The organism is Idiomarina piscisalsi, from assembly GCF_003987095.1.
Classification (GTDB): domain Bacteria; phylum Pseudomonadota; class Gammaproteobacteria; order Enterobacterales; family Alteromonadaceae; genus Idiomarina; species Idiomarina piscisalsi.
Genome location: NZ_PIQA01000011.1, coordinates 26,898 through 43,282, shown reverse-complemented (window position 1 = coordinate 43,282; position 16,385 = coordinate 26,898). Strand labels below are relative to the sequence as shown.

16 protein-coding genes and 2 tRNA genes are annotated in these 16,385 nt (G+C 47.8%); 8 read left to right on the top strand and 10 right to left on the bottom strand.

Features of this window, described 5'->3' with window-relative positions; translation table 11 throughout:
- Positions 1 to 52: 52 nt before the first annotated feature.
- Together CWI73_RS09530 and CWI73_RS09525 are read right to left on the bottom strand one after the other, a co-directional pair.
- Positions 53 to 277 carry a SlyX family protein gene (locus tag CWI73_RS09530; protein WP_053954339.1) on the bottom strand — a complete coding sequence of 75 codons (225 nt, stop codon included), beginning with the start codon at positions 275 to 277 and terminating at the stop codon, positions 53 to 55.
- Positions 277 to 1,269: a WD40 repeat domain-containing protein gene (locus tag CWI73_RS09525; RefSeq protein ID WP_126752576.1), complete on the bottom strand. Its 993-nt coding sequence runs from the start codon at positions 1,267 to 1,269 to the stop codon at positions 277 to 279. The genes CWI73_RS09530 and CWI73_RS09525 overlap by 1 nt, the downstream gene beginning before the upstream one ends.
- 94 nt (positions 1,270 to 1,363) lie before the next feature.
- Here CWI73_RS09525 and fkpA point away from each other — a divergent pair, with 94 nt between their 5' ends.
- Complete coding sequence (gene fkpA, locus CWI73_RS09520) at positions 1,364 to 2,116, top strand: FKBP-type peptidyl-prolyl cis-trans isomerase (RefSeq protein ID WP_126752575.1); 753 nt, start codon at positions 1,364 to 1,366, stop codon at positions 2,114 to 2,116.
- A gap of 58 nt (positions 2,117 to 2,174) precedes the next feature.
- Here fkpA and rsd read toward each other — a convergent pair whose 3' ends face one another.
- A complete protein-coding gene (gene rsd / locus CWI73_RS09515; RefSeq protein ID WP_126752574.1) occupies positions 2,175 to 2,651 on the bottom strand; it encodes a sigma D regulator in 477 nt (158 codons plus the stop codon).
- A gap of 102 nt (positions 2,652 to 2,753) precedes the next feature.
- Here rsd and nudC point away from each other — a divergent pair, with 102 nt between their 5' ends.
- The 4 genes from nudC to CWI73_RS09495 all read left to right on the top strand — a co-directional run bounded on the left by nudC (position 2,754) and on the right by CWI73_RS09495 (position 9,022).
- Positions 2,754 to 3,551, top strand: a complete 798-nt coding sequence (gene nudC, locus CWI73_RS09510) for an NAD(+) diphosphatase (RefSeq protein WP_126752573.1) — start codon at positions 2,754 to 2,756, stop codon at positions 3,549 to 3,551.
- 85 nt (positions 3,552 to 3,636) lie between these two features.
- Positions 3,637 to 4,716, top strand: a complete 1,080-nt coding sequence (gene hemE / locus CWI73_RS09505; RefSeq protein ID WP_126752572.1) for a uroporphyrinogen decarboxylase — start codon at positions 3,637 to 3,639, stop codon at positions 4,714 to 4,716.
- Positions 4,717 to 4,864: 148 nt separating this feature from the next.
- Complete coding sequence (locus CWI73_RS09500) at positions 4,865 to 5,920, top strand: efflux RND transporter periplasmic adaptor subunit (RefSeq protein ID WP_126752571.1); 1,056 nt, start codon at positions 4,865 to 4,867, stop codon at positions 5,918 to 5,920.
- 3 nt (positions 5,921 to 5,923) lie between these two features.
- Positions 5,924 to 9,022 (top strand): efflux RND transporter permease subunit, encoded by a 3,099-nt coding sequence (locus CWI73_RS09495; protein ID WP_126752570.1) that lies wholly within the window; start codon positions 5,924 to 5,926, stop codon positions 9,020 to 9,022.
- On the opposite strand, the gene CWI73_RS09490 is transcribed toward CWI73_RS09495, so the two are convergent.
- Genes CWI73_RS09490 through rsgA form a run of 3 tightly spaced genes read right to left on the bottom strand, consistent with a single transcriptional unit; the run spans position 9,019 to position 11,680 of the window.
- The gene (locus CWI73_RS09490; protein WP_126752569.1) at positions 9,019 to 9,747 is read right to left on the bottom strand and encodes a glycerophosphodiester phosphodiesterase; all 729 of its coding nucleotides are present in this window, start codon (positions 9,745 to 9,747) and stop codon (positions 9,019 to 9,021) included. The genes CWI73_RS09495 and CWI73_RS09490 overlap by 4 nt on opposite strands.
- Positions 9,744 to 10,592 carry an archaetidylserine decarboxylase gene (asd, locus tag CWI73_RS09485; protein ID WP_126752680.1) on the bottom strand — a complete coding sequence of 283 codons (849 nt, stop codon included), beginning with the start codon at positions 10,590 to 10,592 and terminating at the stop codon, positions 9,744 to 9,746. Before asd ends, CWI73_RS09490 begins: the two co-directional genes overlap by 4 nt.
- A gap of 44 nt (positions 10,593 to 10,636) precedes the next feature.
- On the bottom strand, positions 10,637 to 11,680 hold the full coding sequence (gene rsgA / locus CWI73_RS09480) for a small ribosomal subunit biogenesis GTPase RsgA (RefSeq protein WP_126752568.1): 1,044 nt from the start codon (positions 11,678 to 11,680) through the stop codon (positions 10,637 to 10,639).
- Positions 11,681 to 11,749: 69 nt separating this feature from the next.
- On the opposite strand from rsgA, the gene orn reads away from it, so the two are divergent.
- The 3 genes from orn (at position 11,750) to CWI73_RS09465 (ending at position 12,559) form a co-directional block, all read left to right on the top strand.
- The gene (orn, locus tag CWI73_RS09475; protein ID WP_058578412.1) at positions 11,750 to 12,301 is read left to right on the top strand and encodes an oligoribonuclease; all 552 of its coding nucleotides are present in this window, start codon (positions 11,750 to 11,752) and stop codon (positions 12,299 to 12,301) included.
- A gap of 68 nt (positions 12,302 to 12,369) precedes the next feature.
- Positions 12,370 to 12,445: transfer RNA gene (locus tag CWI73_RS09470), tRNA-Gly, on the top strand.
- A gap of 38 nt (positions 12,446 to 12,483) precedes the next feature.
- A tRNA-Gly gene (locus CWI73_RS09465) sits at positions 12,484 to 12,559 on the top strand.
- Between the two features lie 15 nt (positions 12,560 to 12,574).
- Here CWI73_RS09465 and CWI73_RS09460 read toward each other — a convergent pair.
- The 4 genes from CWI73_RS09460 to CWI73_RS09445 all read right to left on the bottom strand — a co-directional run bounded on the left by CWI73_RS09460 (position 12,575) and on the right by CWI73_RS09445 (position 16,382).
- The gene (locus CWI73_RS09460; RefSeq protein ID WP_126752567.1) at positions 12,575 to 13,885 is read right to left on the bottom strand and encodes a type II toxin-antitoxin system HipA family toxin; all 1,311 of its coding nucleotides are present in this window, start codon (positions 13,883 to 13,885) and stop codon (positions 12,575 to 12,577) included.
- Positions 13,885 to 14,142 carry a helix-turn-helix domain-containing protein gene (locus tag CWI73_RS09455; RefSeq protein ID WP_126752566.1) on the bottom strand — a complete coding sequence of 86 codons (258 nt, stop codon included), beginning with the start codon at positions 14,140 to 14,142 and terminating at the stop codon, positions 13,885 to 13,887. The genes CWI73_RS09460 and CWI73_RS09455 overlap by 1 nt, the downstream gene beginning before the upstream one ends.
- A 131-nt stretch (positions 14,143 to 14,273) precedes the next feature.
- Positions 14,274 to 15,419, bottom strand: a complete 1,146-nt coding sequence (locus CWI73_RS09450; protein WP_126752565.1) for a dicarboxylate/amino acid:cation symporter — start codon at positions 15,417 to 15,419, stop codon at positions 14,274 to 14,276.
- Between the two features lie 45 nt (positions 15,420 to 15,464).
- Positions 15,465 to 16,382, bottom strand: a complete 918-nt coding sequence (locus CWI73_RS09445; protein ID WP_126752564.1) for a histone deacetylase family protein — start codon at positions 16,380 to 16,382, stop codon at positions 15,465 to 15,467.
- Positions 16,383 to 16,385 lie beyond the last annotated feature (3 nt).

Sequence of the window (16,385 nt, the reverse complement as noted above, 5' to 3'; positions counted from 1 at the left end):
GCAAACTAAAACAGAACAGTTGTTATACGTTGCTTAGCCCGCAAGATCAATATTAGTAATGTGGTGGTGGCGGTTCTTTTGATGGATCAGAGCTGTCTGAGCTTTGCTCCTGCATTTGCTTTAAACGCTTACCCAGCCAGCGAATTTGACGTTGCATTTCAGTCATTTGCTGAGTTTGTTCAGTGACGAGCTTATTCAATGATTCAATGGTGTCTTCCTGAAAGGTTAATTGCATTTCCAGGTTTGCCATTTGTTGTTCGACTTTCTTTAAATCCATTATTTACTGCCTGTTAAGTCAATTTCCCACCATTCAACGAGGCCTGCTGAGCTTTCGCTGACGACGGTATTTTCAGCTTCATCGAAGACTACCGCTAAAACGGACGCATTACTTGGACGTCCACCGTCTCGTAAGTCGACCCGCCAGTCACTTAATAGTTTGCCAGTAGCAGTGTCCCAAATAGCAATGCGACGTGAAGGAGCTCCCGTGATTAAGTAGTCTCCCGATTTACTAAAGCGGGCTGCGCTAAAAATACGTTGCCGGTCAGGAAACTTCAATCGACTCACTTCCTCCCCTCCGGGCAATGCTCGAATAACTGCATTATCCGTAGAGTCAGCAGCAAACGCATACCTGCCACTGGGGTGAAGTGCGACTTGCGTCATACGGCCTTCATACTCCCAGCGGTGCACAATTTGACCACTGCGCGTGTCCCACAAAATGGCCGTGTAGTCGTTAGATGCACTGAGTACATAAAAACCATTGGGTGAAATATCCAGCGCATTGATGGCCTCGGTATGTCCGTAAAACTCGATGCGGCGGCCGGACTGCGGGTTAAAAGCGACCTGAGTGCCGTCACGTTTACCTAACACAACGGTACCACCGGACTTGCTCACTACAATATTCTGAATACGCCCATTACCAATACTCCAAAAACCTAAGTTTTCACCGGTACTGATATCCCACATTGAAAACTCGTAATGCGATGCAGCCACTGCCACACTATTGTCTGCTGCAATATCAACATCAATGATTTGTGATACTTCACCTTTCTCATGTTTCCATCGGTACTTGGCATTGTTAGCGTAGCGAGGCCACAACAAAAGCCCGGTTTCGTCTGTGGACACTAAACTGTAAGATCCATCGTCGGAAATATCGGCAGCGTAGGTGCCATTTTCTGCATGAACCTTTTTATGAATTTTATCAGGGGACGGTTGACAGGCGCTGACCGCTAAAGTGAATAGCAGTATAGCGCTAAGCTTTATAAAAGGCATAGGCAACTCCCCTGTGGTTGTGTAGTATGGTTCTGTTCACTAACACTATTATGACATAGTCCGAAAGGATGCAAGACGATAATTGGAGAAAACAATGAAACATCTGATGAAACCGTTGGCAGTATCAGCGGTCGCCCTGGCGTTAGCCGCTTGTTCACAAGAAAAGTTTCCGGCGAACGACACTCAGTTGCAGACAGAAAAAGACAAACAAGCATACGCGTTAGGTTCATCGGTTGGCGGCTTTATTGCCCGTAACTTGGAGCGTCAGGAAGAAGCCGACTTCATTCTGGAACGTGATGTTATTATTGCTGGTTTTGTGGATGCTATTAAAGGCGACCCTCAGCTGAGCGACGAAGAAGCAGAAGAAATTTTGAACGCGATGCGTCAGGAAGTGATGGAGCAGCGCCAAAACGTTTTAGGTCAGAAGTCGGCTGAAGAAGGTCAGGCTTACCTGGAAGAAAACAAGAAGAAAGAAGGCGTTAAAGTGACTGAGTCCGGCTTACAGTACGAAGTGCTGGAAGAAGGTGAAGGTGACAGCCCGGCTGAAACCGATATGGTCGAGGTTCACTATGAAGGTACTTTAATTAATGGTGAAGTATTCGACAGCTCTTATGAACGTGGTGAGCCAACCTCATTCCCTCTGAACCGAGTTATTCAAGGTTGGACTGAAGGTCTTCAGTTAATGAAAGAAGGCGCGAAATACCGCTTTGTCATTCCAGCAGAGCTAGCTTACGGCGAGCGCGAAGTGGGTGGCGGACAAATTCCACCAAACTCAACACTAATTTTCACGGTAGAGCTGTTGGACGTGAAAAATACTGAAGAAGAGTCAGGCGGTGCAGAGCAGTAATACTTTGTAATATGACGTGGCCTGACGTAACTAACGTCAGGCTACGTGCATTTTCGGCTTATGCGGTTATAAGCTGATGCTCTTCTAAATGGTTGAGTAATTGATCCTCAAACTCCATGCGAAGCTCAATGGCTTCACCTAAGGCAGACAAGTCTCGGTCAAACTTATCGCAATGATTGGTTGAATCAATGTCACCGTATTTGTCGTTAAAGTCTAATGCAATATCGGTTGTATCAGAAATTAACGGGAATAAGTCGTCTGCTAAGTCATCAACTGAATGTCCCTGACTGCTCGCTTCTCGGACAATCTGGTCATAAATTTCAAAATGACCGCTTGAAACATAATCGACTAACTGACCGCAGAAGTTTCTTATATCAACAACGTCTGGTAAGCCTTTATGACTGTTTTCATAAGGCGGTAAGGCGGCAAGTTTAAAGTAATTGATCAGCAAGTCCTGACGTTCTTCCAGCCAGTGATCAATGGTTTTATGAGCGCCACCCCAGCGCTTTTTTGCCTGTTCATTGCAGCTTAACATGATACTCTCCGTTATTGATATCAGTCATCAATGTAAATTCTCAGTCGTTAGAACTCAATAGGTTTTACGCAAAAATCGTCTTACGGAAGAAAGAACCGAAATATGGCAACTTTATACGCAACTCCAGCGAATGACGAACCCGCATGGTGGTTTGTTGTCAGCGCCGATCATATTTTTCTGACCCATGATGGCGAAGTGCCGTTTGGGCCGCTTAATGAGCTTGCTTTTCCGGACTTGGTGCAATACCAGGTTATTGAAATTGGCGAGATTCGCGAAAGAACCTGCTATCTGGTCATGGCGGATTACATGGATGAGCAGTTCAAAGGCGGTGATTTTGCACCTTTGCGGCAACTCTTAAAGCCGGATGACATGGAAGTGTTTGCGATGGCGGGGCGTGCCCGGCAGTTCAGCGACTTTCTGAATACACACCGCTTTTGTGGCCGTTGTGGTACTCGCATGCAAAGTGTTGAGTGGGAACTTGCCATGCACTGCCACCAATGCCAGCACCGCTGTTATCCGCGAGTGTCCCCTTGCATTATTGTTGCAATTACGAAAGATGATCAATTGCTTTTAGCCCAGGGTAAGCGGCATAAAGCGGGACTTTATTCCATTCTCGCAGGATTTGTGGAAGCCGGTGAAAATCTGGAGCAAGCGCTTGAGCGTGAGGTGTACGAAGAAGCAGGTATTCGTGTGAAAAACATTCAGTATCATATGAGCCAACCTTGGTCTTTTCCGCATTCTCTCATGATGGGCTTTACCGCCGAATGGGACTCCGGGAATTTGCATATTGACCCTCATGAATTGGTTACCGGAAACTGGTTCCCAATTAATGATTTACCTCAAATACCTCCGCAGGGAACTATCGCGCGAACGCTTATCGATATAGCCATAAAGAGGTAGAAACCGGCTAGCTATAAGTTTTCATGGAGTGCGTGCGCATGCACTGCTAAAATGCGCGCCAGAATTTTGTAAAAATGGATGAGTTATGACGGCCCCAGCATTAAAAAATGATCGTTATCTTCGCGCATTATTGAAGCAACCTGTTGACCGGACGCCAGTTTGGATGATGCGTCAGGCAGGGCGCTATTTACCTGAATACAAAGAAGTTCGGGCCGAAGCTGGCGACTTTATGTCGCTTTGTCGTAATACGGAGCTGGCGTGCGAAGTCACTCTGCAGCCGCTACGCCGTTTTGATTTAGATGCAGCTATTTTATTCAGCGACATTCTCACTATTCCTGATGCTATGGGCCTTGGGCTGTATTTTGAAGCGGGTGAAGGACCTAAGTTTAAAAATCCAGTCAGAGACATGGCGGCGATAAAAAACTTGTCAGTACCTGACATGGAAGATGAGCTGGGCTATGTCATGGATGCGGTTAGAATGATTCGCCGTGAACTGCAAGGTGAAGTGCCTCTGATAGGTTTTTCCGGCAGCCCATGGACGCTGGCGACTTATATGGTCGAAGGCGGCAGCACTAAAAACTTTTCCAAAGTTAAGCAGCTAATGTTTGCAGAGCCCGAAGCCATGCACCACCTGCTGAATGTACTGGCTGACTCTGTCACTCAATATTTGAACGCGCAAATAGCCGCAGGGGCGCAGTCGGTTATGATTTTCGACACCTGGGGCGGCGTGTTGTCACCACGAGACTACAAAGAGTTCTCGCTAGCCTACATGGAAAAAATTGTAAAAGGACTGACGCGCGAAGCCGACGGGCGCAAGGTGCCAGTGACGTTATTTACTAAGAATGGTGGTCAGTGGTTAGAGGCAATGGCGGCGTCCGGAGCCGATGCTCTGGGAGTTGATTGGACAACCGATTTATCAGACGCGCGAGCTCGCGTTGGCGGACAAGTTGCCCTGCAGGGAAATATGGATCCGAGCGTTTTGTACGCCTCGCCTGAGCGCATTGAACAAGAGGTTCAGACAATACTTGAAAGCTTTGGTCACGGGGATGGTCATGTGTTTAATTTAGGGCATGGTATTCATCCGGAAGTAAATCCGGAGCATGCGAAAGCGTTTATTGATGCGATTCATAAACACAGTCCGATGTACCATAAGGAGTCGCTTTGAATAGCTGACACCCGTTAAATCATATTTAAAATACTGAATTTGCGATTAAAGACCGATAATCCTCGTTAAGTGCACCGCCTTAATGGCGGTGTTTTTCGTACAATAAGCTATGTTTAAAACCGTTGGACACAAGCTTTTAGAGGTCAACATGGCGAAACGTAGCTGGATTAACCCAATTACCATTGTGGTTGTCGTTTTATTAGCGGCAGCAATTTACTTATTTGGGTTTCCGCCAAAAGAAGTGGTAGAGCAGGGGGGGCAGCAGGCCGTGCCGGTAAAGGTGCAGCAGGCAGAGGTCAGTGAGTTTCGGGATACCATTGAGGCTTTAGGTACTGCTATGGCCAATGAAACCGTGGAAATTACTGCGCAGACACAAGACGTCGTCGAGAAAATATACTTCGATAGCGGTGACCTGGTAAAAGAGGGTCAGCTTTTAGCTGAGCTTAACGCCCGCAAAGAAGTGGCTCGTGTTCAACAAATTAAGTTCAGTTTAGAAGAAGCCAAGCGACAACTTGATCGAGTGAGTGAATTGCGCCGAGGGAATGCAGCTTCGCAGCAGCAGTATGATGAACAGCAGGTTAAAGTTAACGGTTTACAGGCAGACTTAGAAGTCGCAGAAGCCACGTTACGAGAAATGAAAGTCTACGCTCCGTTCTCAGGACGCGTAGGTATCCGCCAGGTAAGCCCTGGATCTTTAGTAAGCCCGGGCGATGTCTTCACAACGTTAGACGACATTAAACCGATAAAAATTGATTTCAGTGTGCCAGAACGTTTCTTTGCCAGCATAGCAGTTGGTCAGGAAGTGATGGCGCGCAGCCGGGCATACCCGGGAGAACTTTTTAGCGGACGCATTACCAGCATTGATTCACGCATTGATCCGGTAACCAGAGCTGTGCGTGTTCGTGCCAAAATAGACAACGATGATGAGCGTTTGCGTCCGGGTATGCTTTTGCAAATTACGCTACTGCGCAGCATTGACGAAGCGATGTTGCTTCCGGAAAAGGCGTTGGTTCCTATTCAAAACCGCCAGTATGTCTATGTGTTAACTCCTGACAACAGAGCCCGCCAGAAAGAAGTGACCATTGGTCGCAGAAAGCCGGGGATTGTTGAGGTCACTGATGGTCTTAAGCCTGGCGAGAAAGTCATTATTGAAGGTATTGTCCGCCTTCGCGACGGAATTCCAGTATCCGTTCAGGGAGAGTAATTTATGTTGTTGTCTGATCTCTCTGTTAAACGTCCGGTATTTGCGACGGTTCTAAACATACTTTTATTGGTGTTTGGTATTGTTGCGTTCACGATGCTGCCGTTGCGTGAATACCCTGATATCGATCGCCCAATTGTCTCAATTGATACCGACTACCCGGGAGCCTCCGCCGAAGTGGTGGAAACGCAAGTTACTCAGCTTGTGGAAGATCGCATCAGTGGCATTGAGGGCATTAAAAATATCAGCTCCAGCAGCAGTAATGGCCGTTCGCGTATCAGTATCGAGTTTAATTTAACCCGTGACATTGATGCAGCATCGAATGACGTTCGTGAGCGCGTGTCGCGTGTACTCGATAACCTGCCTGAAGAGGCCGACCCGCCTGAAGTGTCAAAAGCCTCCAGCGACGAAAGTACGGTCGTTTGGTACAACCTGCGCAGTGAAAGCATGTCCATTCTTGAGCTGACCGACTACGCTGAGCGGTACATCGTGGACAGGCTGTCGGTCGCTGATGGGGTAGCGCGAGTGGTAATCGGTGGTGATCGCCGTTATGCCATGCGTGTTTGGCTAGACCGCGATGCGATGGCGGCACGGCGTGTGACAGTGACCGACATTGTAAACCGATTGCGCGAAGAGAATGTTGAGTTACCCGCCGGTGAGGTTGAGTCAACAGACCGCGAGTTTTCGGTTCGGATGGCAAGAACCTATTTAACGCCGGAAGACTTTAAAAACCTAGTAATACGTCAGGGCGATGATGGTTACCTTGTTCGTTTAGGGGAGGTTGCCCGGGTCGAACTCGGCGCCGAGGATGATAAAACCGACTTCCGTGGTAATGGCGTGAATATGGTCGGTATTGGCATCATTAAACAGTCTAAGGGCAATACGCTGGAAGTGGTGAATAATGTTCACCGGGAAATGGAGAATATACAGGAAACACTTCCGGAAACCATGTATTTGGCGCCAAGCTACGACTCATCGATATTCATACAGGGGTCAGTGGATGAGGTGTACAACACCTTAGCCGTAGCTATGTCGCTGGTTATTGTCGTGATTTACCTGTTTTTGGGGAATGTACGGGCGACCATAGTTCCGGCGTTAACGGTACCTGTCGCCATAGTTGCCTCTTACATAGTACTTTTTGCCTTGGGCTTTTCTATCAACCTTCTGACTCTGCTGGCACTGGTGTTGGCGATAGGTCTTGTGGTTGATGACTCCATTGTCGTGTTAGAGAACATTTACCGACGTATCGAAGAAGGCGAGCCGCCTTTGCTGGCCGCTTATCGAGGTGCGCGAGAAGTTGGCTTTGCCGTTATAGCAACGACGTTAGTGCTTATTTCCGTGTTTGTACCGCTGGCGTTTCTGGAAGGTAATATTGGTAAGCTTTTCACCGAGTTTGCCTTGGCCATAGCTGCAGCGGTCGCTTTCTCAAGCATTGCGGCACTGACGCTAACCCCTATGTTGAGCTCTAAAGTACTCAGCAAAAAAGAGCGAACCAGTAAGTTTGGTCGGGCTTTTGATGCGACCTTTAACTGGCTGGAAAAAGGCTACGGCAACATTCTTGAAAAAAGCGTTAAGCGCCCGCTAATGGCGGTAGTTTTAGTTGTAATGTCAGGTGTTGTTGCTTACGGTTTGTTTAGCTTTATTCCACAAGAGTTTGCACCACCGGAAGACCGCGGTACCTTTTATATTCGCGTAAACAGTGCTGAAGGCGCCAGCTTTGAGTCGAGCTCACGACACATGGATGAAATTGAGCAAATACTTCTGCCATATATTGACGAAGGCAAAATCGATCGCTTAATTGTCCGTGCGCCGGGCTGGGGCGGCAGTGCCGGTATCGCGATTGTTGGTGCTGTGCCATTTGATGAACGTGACTGGTCAAGCTTTGACTTAATGGAAGAAATGCGAGAGCAATTAGACTCTGTCGTTGGCGTTCAGGCATTCGCTTTCATGCGCAGCGGTATTAGTGGTGGCGGTGGTCGACCGGTACAGTTTGTATTACAAGGTAATACGTATGAGCGCCTAGCGGAGTTTCGCGATATAGTTATAGAAGAAGCGTCAACAAACCCGGGTTTGCAAAACCTGGACAGCGACTATAAAGAAACGTTGCCGCAACTGCTTATTGAAGTGGATGAAGCCAGTGCGGCAGACTTAGGTGTGTCGGTTCAGGATATTGGTATTACGCTACAGTCCGTGCTGGGGCAGCGCCGTGTCACCACGTATCTCGATAGAGGTGAAGAGTATGACGTTATGCTCGAAGGTGAGAAAGCAGACTATCGCAGCCCAAGCGCTATCGATAATATCTATGTGCGTTCGCGCAAAAGTGATGAGCTCATACCGCTCTCAAACTTAGTCAGCATTACTGAGCAGGCAACTTCAGCGCGACTGAACCGTTATAATCGTATGCGCAGTGTGACTATAGAAGCGAACCTGGCGGACGGTTACTCGCTGGGTGAAGCCTTGAGTTATCTGGAAGGGGTGGTTCAGGAGAAGTTGCCTGAAGACGTTTCTATTGACTACAAAGGTGAATCGCAGCTTTATAAAGAAAGTGGCAGCTCTATCGTCTTTGTATTCGGCTTAGCGCTGGTGATTACTTTCCTGGTACTCGCCGCTCAGTTTGAGAGCTTTATACATCCGTTGGTCATAATGCTGGCGGTTCCAATGGCGATTGTAGGTGCCCTCATTGGCCTTTACGTAACGGGCATGAGTATCAATATTTATAGCCAAATTGGTATTGTCATGCTCATTGGTTTGGCTGCGAAAAACGGTATTCTGATCGTTGAATTTGCGAACCAGCTGCGCGACTCCGGTGTCGAGTTTAAAGAGGCTGTTCTGCGGGCTTCGCGTCAGCGTTTGCGTCCTATTGTGATGACAGCATTCACGACTCTCATGAGTGCTATGCCGCTTATTCTCGGCTCAGGGCCTGGCGCTGAAAGCCGTCAGGTTATTGGTACGGTAATCTTTGCCGGTGTGGCGGTATCGGCGTTCTTAACCTTGTTCGTTATTCCTGCGCTTTACATTGCACTGGCTCAGAAGACCAGTTCACCGATGGCAATTACGCGTAAGCTGGAGTCAATGCAGGAAGAGTATCCGGATCACCACAGTTAATAGTGCAAGATAGGATCATTGCCGGCAGTCGTTAAGCCGGCAATGACATTTTGTGCAAAGCTTGGATGGTTCGTGAAAATGCCATCAACGCCCATTTCGTGCAGCTCTTCGATATCGTGTTGTTCATCGACCGTGTAGACATACACCTGAAGCCCCCGTTTATGTCCGTCTTTGACCAGCCCTTTAGTTACAAAGTCCACAGCAAAGTGGGCGGAATAAGCATTAAGATCCTCTGCAAACTGGCAGTAAGTTAACGGACAGCTGGCACTTAAAGCGCCAATAAGGGCGTCAGGGCGACGCTTTTTAAGACGTTGCAGCCAATGATGATTAAACGATGAAAACAAGAGTTGGTCTTGGGAGAAACTCGTATGAGTCAGTGCGTAATCGACGTCTTTTAGTAGCTCACGGGTCGGGATGTCGCCTTTTAGCTCAATGTTCACATGACAGTGGCCATTAATGTGTTTGAGGGCATCGCGTAGAGTCGGTATGGGTTGCTGTCCAAATATTTTTAGATGCTTTATTTGCTCGGCAGATAAGTCTTTTAAGCGACCAGGCGTTGCGGTGAGGCGCTCGAGGTAGCGGTCATGAAAGACGAAGCGCTCGCCGTCAATGCCGTAAACATCGAGCTCAATGCCATGGACACCTGAGTCCATGGCGCGCGTAAAGGCCGCTAGCGTGTTTTCCGGAGCTTCGTAACTTGCACCCCGGTGAGCCCATAAAATCAATCGTCACTCTCTTTAGTTTCTGCTTTTATTTTTGCCATGACCTCACCCATGCGAGTTGTAGAGCGAGGCTCAAGGTCATCGTCAAATTCTATAGCATCCTTGGCAAACGTCAGTACCACGGTCGAGCCTAATTTGAAGTGACCCATTTCTTCACCTTTCTTAAGGTGTATAGCAGCAGGGCCAGATGCCGGATAAGACCAGCTTTGAATGCGTCCACCAGTTGGCGGTGTCACAGTGCCGGACCAGACTGTACCAATACTGGCAACAATAGTGGCGCCAACCAGAACCATCGACATGGGGCCAACTTCTGTGTCAAAAATGGCCACAACACGCTCATTACGCGCAAATAAGTTGGGGACATTGGCCGCTGTGAGCGGGTTAACCGAATATAAGTCACCCGGTACGTAAATCATTTTCTTGAGCACGCCGTCGCATGGCATATGAATACGATGGTAGTCTTTCGGTGCCAGATAAATGGTCGCGAAATCGCCATTCATAAACGGTTTGGCGTCTTCTTCGCTGCCGCCTAGCAACTCTTGCAGCGAGTAGTCGTGACCTTTGGCCTGAAATATACGTCCGTCTTTAATCTCGCCAAGCTGACTGACTGAACCGTCTACCGGATGGGCCAACTCGTTATCATCCGCCTTTAATGGTCTTAGTTCGGGTTTCAGGCGACGCGTGAAAAAGTCATTAAAGGTTTTATACGCTTGTGGCGACTCTTCAATAGCCTCACTCATATCAATTTTGTATTGACGGATAAACCAACGAATGAATGCTTGTGTGAACCATCCGGCACGGGCTGCTGCAAATTTTCCCATCAAGCGGGAAATAAGATGCTTCGGCATAATGTGCTGAAAAAATATTTTGGCTTTATCGGTTTTTGCCACAGTTAATTACCTCTAATGACCCTGCTGGGTTTCTGTGTTTTCATCGTTTCAATAATGCGATGATAATTAGAAAGGCGCCAGTCGTGCAATGCATTCTTGCTGACAGCGTCTTGTAAAGCGCACGCCGGGTCTTCTGCATGTTTGCAGTCCCGGAATTTGCAGCCGCCTAAATAGTCACGAAAGTCGACATAACACCAGGCAACACGCTCTGGCTCCAGGTGCCATAATGAGAACTCCCGAATACCGGGCGAGTCGATAAGCGCACCGCCCTCGGCTAAGTCGTACCAGGTTGCTACCGTTGTTGTGTGCTGGCCTAGTCCGGAATTATCGGACACTTGTTTAGTTTCGGCGTTCACTTCAGGCAGTAGCTGATTGACCAGCGACGACTTCCCGACACCGGATTGCCCGACAACAATAGAGACATGGTCTTTAAGTCGTTGCCTAAGTATTTCAAGCCCTTCGCCGGTTGTACTGCTGACCTGAAGCACCGTGTAGCCAATATTCTGATAGTCAGCTAAACGTTGCTTAATATGCGCTTTTTCATCGTCCCCGATATTGTCGAGTAAGTCGGCTTTGTTAAGTACAATAATAGGCTCAATACCTATGTCTTCGCATGCCACTAAATAGCGATCAATAATTTGTGATGAGAAGCTCGGCAGTACGCTGGATATGACAAAAATTTGGTCAATATTGGATGCCACAGGTTTCAGGCCGTCGTAATAGTCCGGACGGGAAAGTAGGCTTTGGCGCTCGTGTACCGCGATGACAACACCTTGCATACCTTGCTGCTCAGTCGTCGCCCGAGCCCATTGAACAATGTCTCCACAGACTAAACTGTCGACAACACGGCGAATATGACAACGATAGGTATTGCCCTGCTCATCTCTAATGTCAGCGTGCTGTCCAAAACGGCTAATGACACGGCCTGTTTCAGGCGCATTAAGCTGGCCATCGTTCCATTCGACGTCATTATTTTTCAACCGCTTTTTCTGATTCGCCGACACACGGCGCTGCTGACCTTTATTGAGACGTTTGCGTTTTGCCAATCGGGATAACCTGTTGTCGAGCTTTAAATGACGCTATCATACAACAAATTGCATTGAGAGAGCAGGGTAATGGCTGAAGACGATAAGAAACAACGCTTAATTTGGATAGACTTAGAAATGACCGGCTTGGTGCCGGAAGAGCATCACATTATTGAGGTAGCGACTATTGTTACAGACGCTGAACTCAATACAATTGCCGAAGGCCCGGTTATTGCGGTTCATCAACCCAAGAAATACCTCGATCGCATGGACGCCTGGAATGTGAAAACTCATACCGGCTCAGGTCTCGTCGAACGCGTGCAAAAAAGTCAGCATAACGAGCGCACCGCAGCGGCAGCAACCATTGAGTTTTTGCAGCAGCATATCGATGCCGGCGTATCGCCTATGTGTGGTAACAGTATCTGCCAGGATCGTCGCTTCTTAGCCCGTCACATGCCGGATCTCGAAGCGTTTTTCCATTACCGAAACCTCGATGTGAGCACGTTAAAAGAACTGGCAAAGCGCTGGCAGCCAGAAGTAGCGGATAGCTTCAAAAAGTCCGGTGCGCACGAAGCCCTGGCAGATATTCGCGAGTCTATCGATGAGCTGAAGCATTATAGAGAACATTTTTTCAGCAAATAAGCCAATTGCGGCGCAAAAACTATTGACCTTATCGGTGGTATCAGTAGAATACACGCCGCACTGACGAAGCGGGAATAGCTCAGCTGGTAGAGCACAACCTTGCCAAGGTTGGGGTCGCGAGTTCGAATCTCGTTTCCCGCTCCAACGTCAGACTTTCCAGGATACTGCAAAAGTACCAATACGCGGGAATAGCTCAGCTGGTAGAGCACAACCTTGCCAAGGTTGGGGTCGCGAGTTCGAATCTCGTTTCCCGCTCCAAGTTTTATCTAAAAGTCAGCTAATAAGTCTCTCTTTTCTACGACTAAGACCTTCAAAAATAGGCTCTGCAACTTTCATTGGAAAGTGTTTGGGTAAGCGCTTACTAACCTTTTCAATCACGTTATCTGTGCTTGCATGCATTAGCTTAAGAATGTCCTGCATCTCTTTTAGGCTGTACTGCGCTTCCTTTGCCGAACTGATGAAATGACGCCCGTAAATCTGGAAAAGCTTTGACTTTCGACCTTTTGAGCCTTTAAGTGTCATCGCCAGTTTTAAGTCTCTCAAATGAAAACTTTGACCGCCGACTGCTGGGTACGCCGAAAGAATGTCGTAAAGCGGAGTTAATTTGAAACCACCTTCTGGCTCTATAAACACAGAAAAGTTTTTAGAGTGCCCGTCGGTTGCGCCTAGCAGAAAAAATAGCACCTGTGCTGCCATAAAAGTTCTTCTGTCTTTGTGAGAGTTAGAAGAGCTTTGTAAGTGCTTCATAATTTGCGCTATGGACGGACCGCCGTCAGACTCGTACTTTCGAGCAGAAGGACAGCTAAGTACCTGACAGTAATCCTCTTGCGGCAGGCACATGAGCCAGGATTTATCACTGGAATATTTGCGATCGAAGCGCTCTACGGCCAGAGCTTTTACCTTACCTGTGTTAACAATCTCACAAGCGGGCACGTCGAAACCGAATTCTCTGGCGATTTCCAGACACAGCAGCTCATTTTCAACGCTGTCGGATAAGTCGATAGTATGGTCTGCTCCTTGGATCTTGCCGATAGGTAGCTTGATGATGTGGCTTGTCGGTGTAGCTCCTTCGGGAATACACCATTTATCATCTATTTTAAGTAACGCAGTTTTCTCTTGTGCACCAGCTATAGATATACGAAAGTCATTGAGCTCATCCACCATGCCAAGCGGTGCCTTTGACTGATAGCCGAGAAGAACCTTTTCTAGCTCGCTGTCATTCAGAGGCTGGTAGTTTATTGTCTTTATATTGCCAGGTTGTTCCCCTTGAGGGTAAAACTGTAAAGCGCCTACTGTATCTCGGCCTACTGCTTTGAGAAGATCGAAAGGTTGTTTCGAGTCGGCTCGGTAGCGTGCAACAATCCTGTCTCTAACTTCCTGGCTATCGGGCAGAAGGTTATCGAAAAAGTTGATGGCTTCAGGACCTTCGTAGGCGTTCCTTGTTAGAGGCATTGATAACGAAATGGGGCGGGCGCCCGGTGTCTCGAGCCAGTTTAGACTGTAGTTAAAACGGTGGGCGCCAGAGTTACTACGGTGCAGCTCACCGACCAGTAGCCCGTTCATATAAATATCGAGTTTATCCATTACCATTCCTCATTCCATGAGTGTTCAGTGTTGTTTTTCTGAGCGTTATCCTTGCTCTTAATGTTTAATTCTAGCCCCAGCGCTGATAGAAGCCGAAATAACGTATCTATTTGGCTTTTCTCAGGAGAAAGCTCAAAACTTGAGACAGTGCCCTGTCTTAAACCAACGGATTCAGCAACTTTTGCCTGACTTAAATTTTGTCGCTTTCTTTCATCTTTTAAGTGAACCGCTAACGCGTGGGGGCTTGTAATTTTCATACTTATTCCTAAACGAGAGTCCGTTTAAGAACAGTATTATACGCACTTGCGTATAAATCAAATTTTAATCGCTAGTGCGTATATATAAATTTCTAAACGCACTAGCGATTAACCGAGTTTGAAACTTTTCACTAACTCTCTTTCGAGCTGTCCACAAACATCGCAATAGCACCGTCACCAGTAATATTACAGGCGGTACCGAAGCTGTCCTGTGCCATGTACAAGGCTATCATTAAGGCGACTGCGGTTTCGCCGAAGCCCAGCATGGAACCTAACAGGCCAACCGCAGACATAACCGCACCGCCTGGAACGCCCGGTGCAGCTAGCATGACAATACCCAGCATTAAAATAAACGGCAGCATGGTAAAGAAGCCGGGAATAGCTAGCGAGTTGTGCAAAACCATAACCGCAACCGCGCAGCTGACAATGGTAATGGTGGAGCCGGCTAAGTGAACGGTGGCGCAAAGTGGCACGGTAAAGTTGGCAACGTCGTTATCGACTTTGTTCTTGCGCACGCTTTGCAGGGTGACTGGAATAGTGGCTGCACTAGACATAGTACCTAGCGCCGTAAAATACGCCGGCAGCATGTTTTTGATTAAAAACAGCGGCGAACGACCGGTTTTTACGCCCGCCATAATGTACATAGAGGTAATGTAAACCCAGTGCAGGGCGACAGCGAGTATCAGAATAACACCAAAGGTTTTCAGCGTGTTAAACACCGTGCCTGCAACGGCCATTTCCGCAAAAATGCCGGCAATATACAGCGGCAGTAAAGGAATAATGACTTTAACCAGCAGCAGCTCAATAATGTCACGGCCTTGATCCGACAGTTTCTTCAGGTTTTCTGCTTTGATACTGGCAATACCCAACCCGAAAATAAAGGCTAAAACCAGTGCTGACATCACCTCCATTAGCGGTGGAACCGACAGCTCAATAAAGGGTTCGATAGTGGCTTTGGCTTCTGTAGAAACACTCTGAGCGTCGGTTGTCAGCCAGGGAACGACAATGCTGGCAGCGAAAAACGCAACAATACCAGCTGTAACGGTTGAGGCATAAGCAATGCCTAAGGTTTTACCCAGCATTTTCCCGGAGTTGCTTGGTAAGCTCGCAATACCGCTGGTAATAAAGAACAAAATAAGTAATGGGATAGTGAAGAACAGCAGCTGACCGAACAGTGTTTTGAAAGTCAGCAGGATTTGGCTAACCCATTCTGGCATGTACAACCCAATAAGAATACCGGCGACAATACCCGCCACAAGCTTAAGAACTAATCCCATAATATTCGACTCTTTTTTATGACTGTTTTAAGAATAGAGGTGCGCTTAGAGTAAGCCTTTTAAATGTGCAACAACACTGCGGCCTAACGCGCTGAGATTATACCCGCCTTCGAGCGTAGATACGATACGGCCGTCACAATGTTTGTCGGCAATTTCTTTCAGCTTAACGCTTATCCAGTGGTAGTCTTCTTCTTTCAGTAGAAACTGGGACATGTCGTCTTCTGCGTGACCATCGAAGCCGGCAGAAACAAGTACCAGTTGAGGCTGAAATTGGTCGAGGACATGGAACCATTTTTCTGAAACGGCTTGTTGCCATTGTTCGCCTTTGCAACCAGCTGGTAGCGGCACGTTATGAACATTGCCGGTGCTGGTGTCTTCCCCGGTAAATGGGTAGAAAGCCTGCTGAAAGGACGAGCAAAACAAGATACGGTCATCATTCTGAACAATGTCTTCGGTACCGTTGCCGTGGTGTACGTCAAAATCGACAATAGCAACACGCTCAAGCCCATGTTTTTCAATGGCGTGATAGGCAGCAATGGCAATGTTGTTGAATAAACAAAAGCCCATGGTTTTTGTTCGCATCGCATGATGTCCCGGCGGTCGAACGGCACAAAACGCCTGTTTGTTGGGGGTCGTCATAACATCGTCAACTGCATTGATGGCGGCTCCCGCTGCTTTCAAGGCGGCGGCTAAGCTACCCGGTGTCACTAAGGTGTCCGGGTCTATCCATTCATGGTCGTATTCGGGAATTTCCGAGCGAATAAAGTCTATGTGCGCCTGTAAGTGGGCTGCCTGAATCGCCTCCCAAGGGGCTTCGGTAGCCTCTTTGCGTATAAGCACGAAGTCGAGGCCTGAGCGAATGAGTTGGTCATTAATAGCTTCAATACGGGCCGGGCACTCCGGGTGCTGCTCGTTGGGTATGTGTTTGAGGCAGTCATCATGACTGAATACGACTATCGACATAAT

Coding starts and splice junctions, on each gene's coding strand:
- CWI73_RS09530 (WP_053954339.1), bottom strand. CDS start 277: ATGGATTTAAAGAAAGTCGAACAACAAATGGCAAACCTGGAAATGCAA.
- CWI73_RS09525 (WP_126752576.1), bottom strand. CDS start 1,269: ATGCCTTTTATAAAGCTTAGCGCTATACTGCTATTCACTTTAGCGGTC.
- fkpA (WP_126752575.1), top strand. CDS start 1,364: ATGAAACATCTGATGAAACCGTTGGCAGTATCAGCGGTCGCCCTGGCG.
- rsd (WP_126752574.1), bottom strand. CDS start 2,651: ATGTTAAGCTGCAATGAACAGGCAAAAAAGCGCTGGGGTGGCGCTCAT.
- nudC (WP_126752573.1), top strand. CDS start 2,754: ATGGCAACTTTATACGCAACTCCAGCGAATGACGAACCCGCATGGTGG.
- hemE (WP_126752572.1), top strand. CDS start 3,637: ATGACGGCCCCAGCATTAAAAAATGATCGTTATCTTCGCGCATTATTG.
- CWI73_RS09500 (WP_126752571.1), top strand. CDS start 4,865: ATGGCGAAACGTAGCTGGATTAACCCAATTACCATTGTGGTTGTCGTT.
- CWI73_RS09495 (WP_126752570.1), top strand. CDS start 5,924: ATGTTGTTGTCTGATCTCTCTGTTAAACGTCCGGTATTTGCGACGGTT.
- asd (WP_126752680.1), bottom strand. CDS start 10,592: ATGCCGAAGCATCTTATTTCCCGCTTGATGGGAAAATTTGCAGCAGCC.
- orn (WP_058578412.1), top strand. CDS start 11,750: ATGGCTGAAGACGATAAGAAACAACGCTTAATTTGGATAGACTTAGAA.
- CWI73_RS09460 (WP_126752567.1), bottom strand. CDS start 13,885: ATGGATAAACTCGATATTTATATGAACGGGCTACTGGTCGGTGAGCTG.
- CWI73_RS09455 (WP_126752566.1), bottom strand. CDS start 14,142: ATGAAAATTACAAGCCCCCACGCGTTAGCGGTTCACTTAAAAGATGAA.
- CWI73_RS09450 (WP_126752565.1), bottom strand. CDS start 15,419: ATGGGATTAGTTCTTAAGCTTGTGGCGGGTATTGTCGCCGGTATTCTT.
- CWI73_RS09445 (WP_126752564.1), bottom strand. CDS start 16,382: ATGTCGATAGTCGTATTCAGTCATGATGACTGCCTCAAACACATACCC.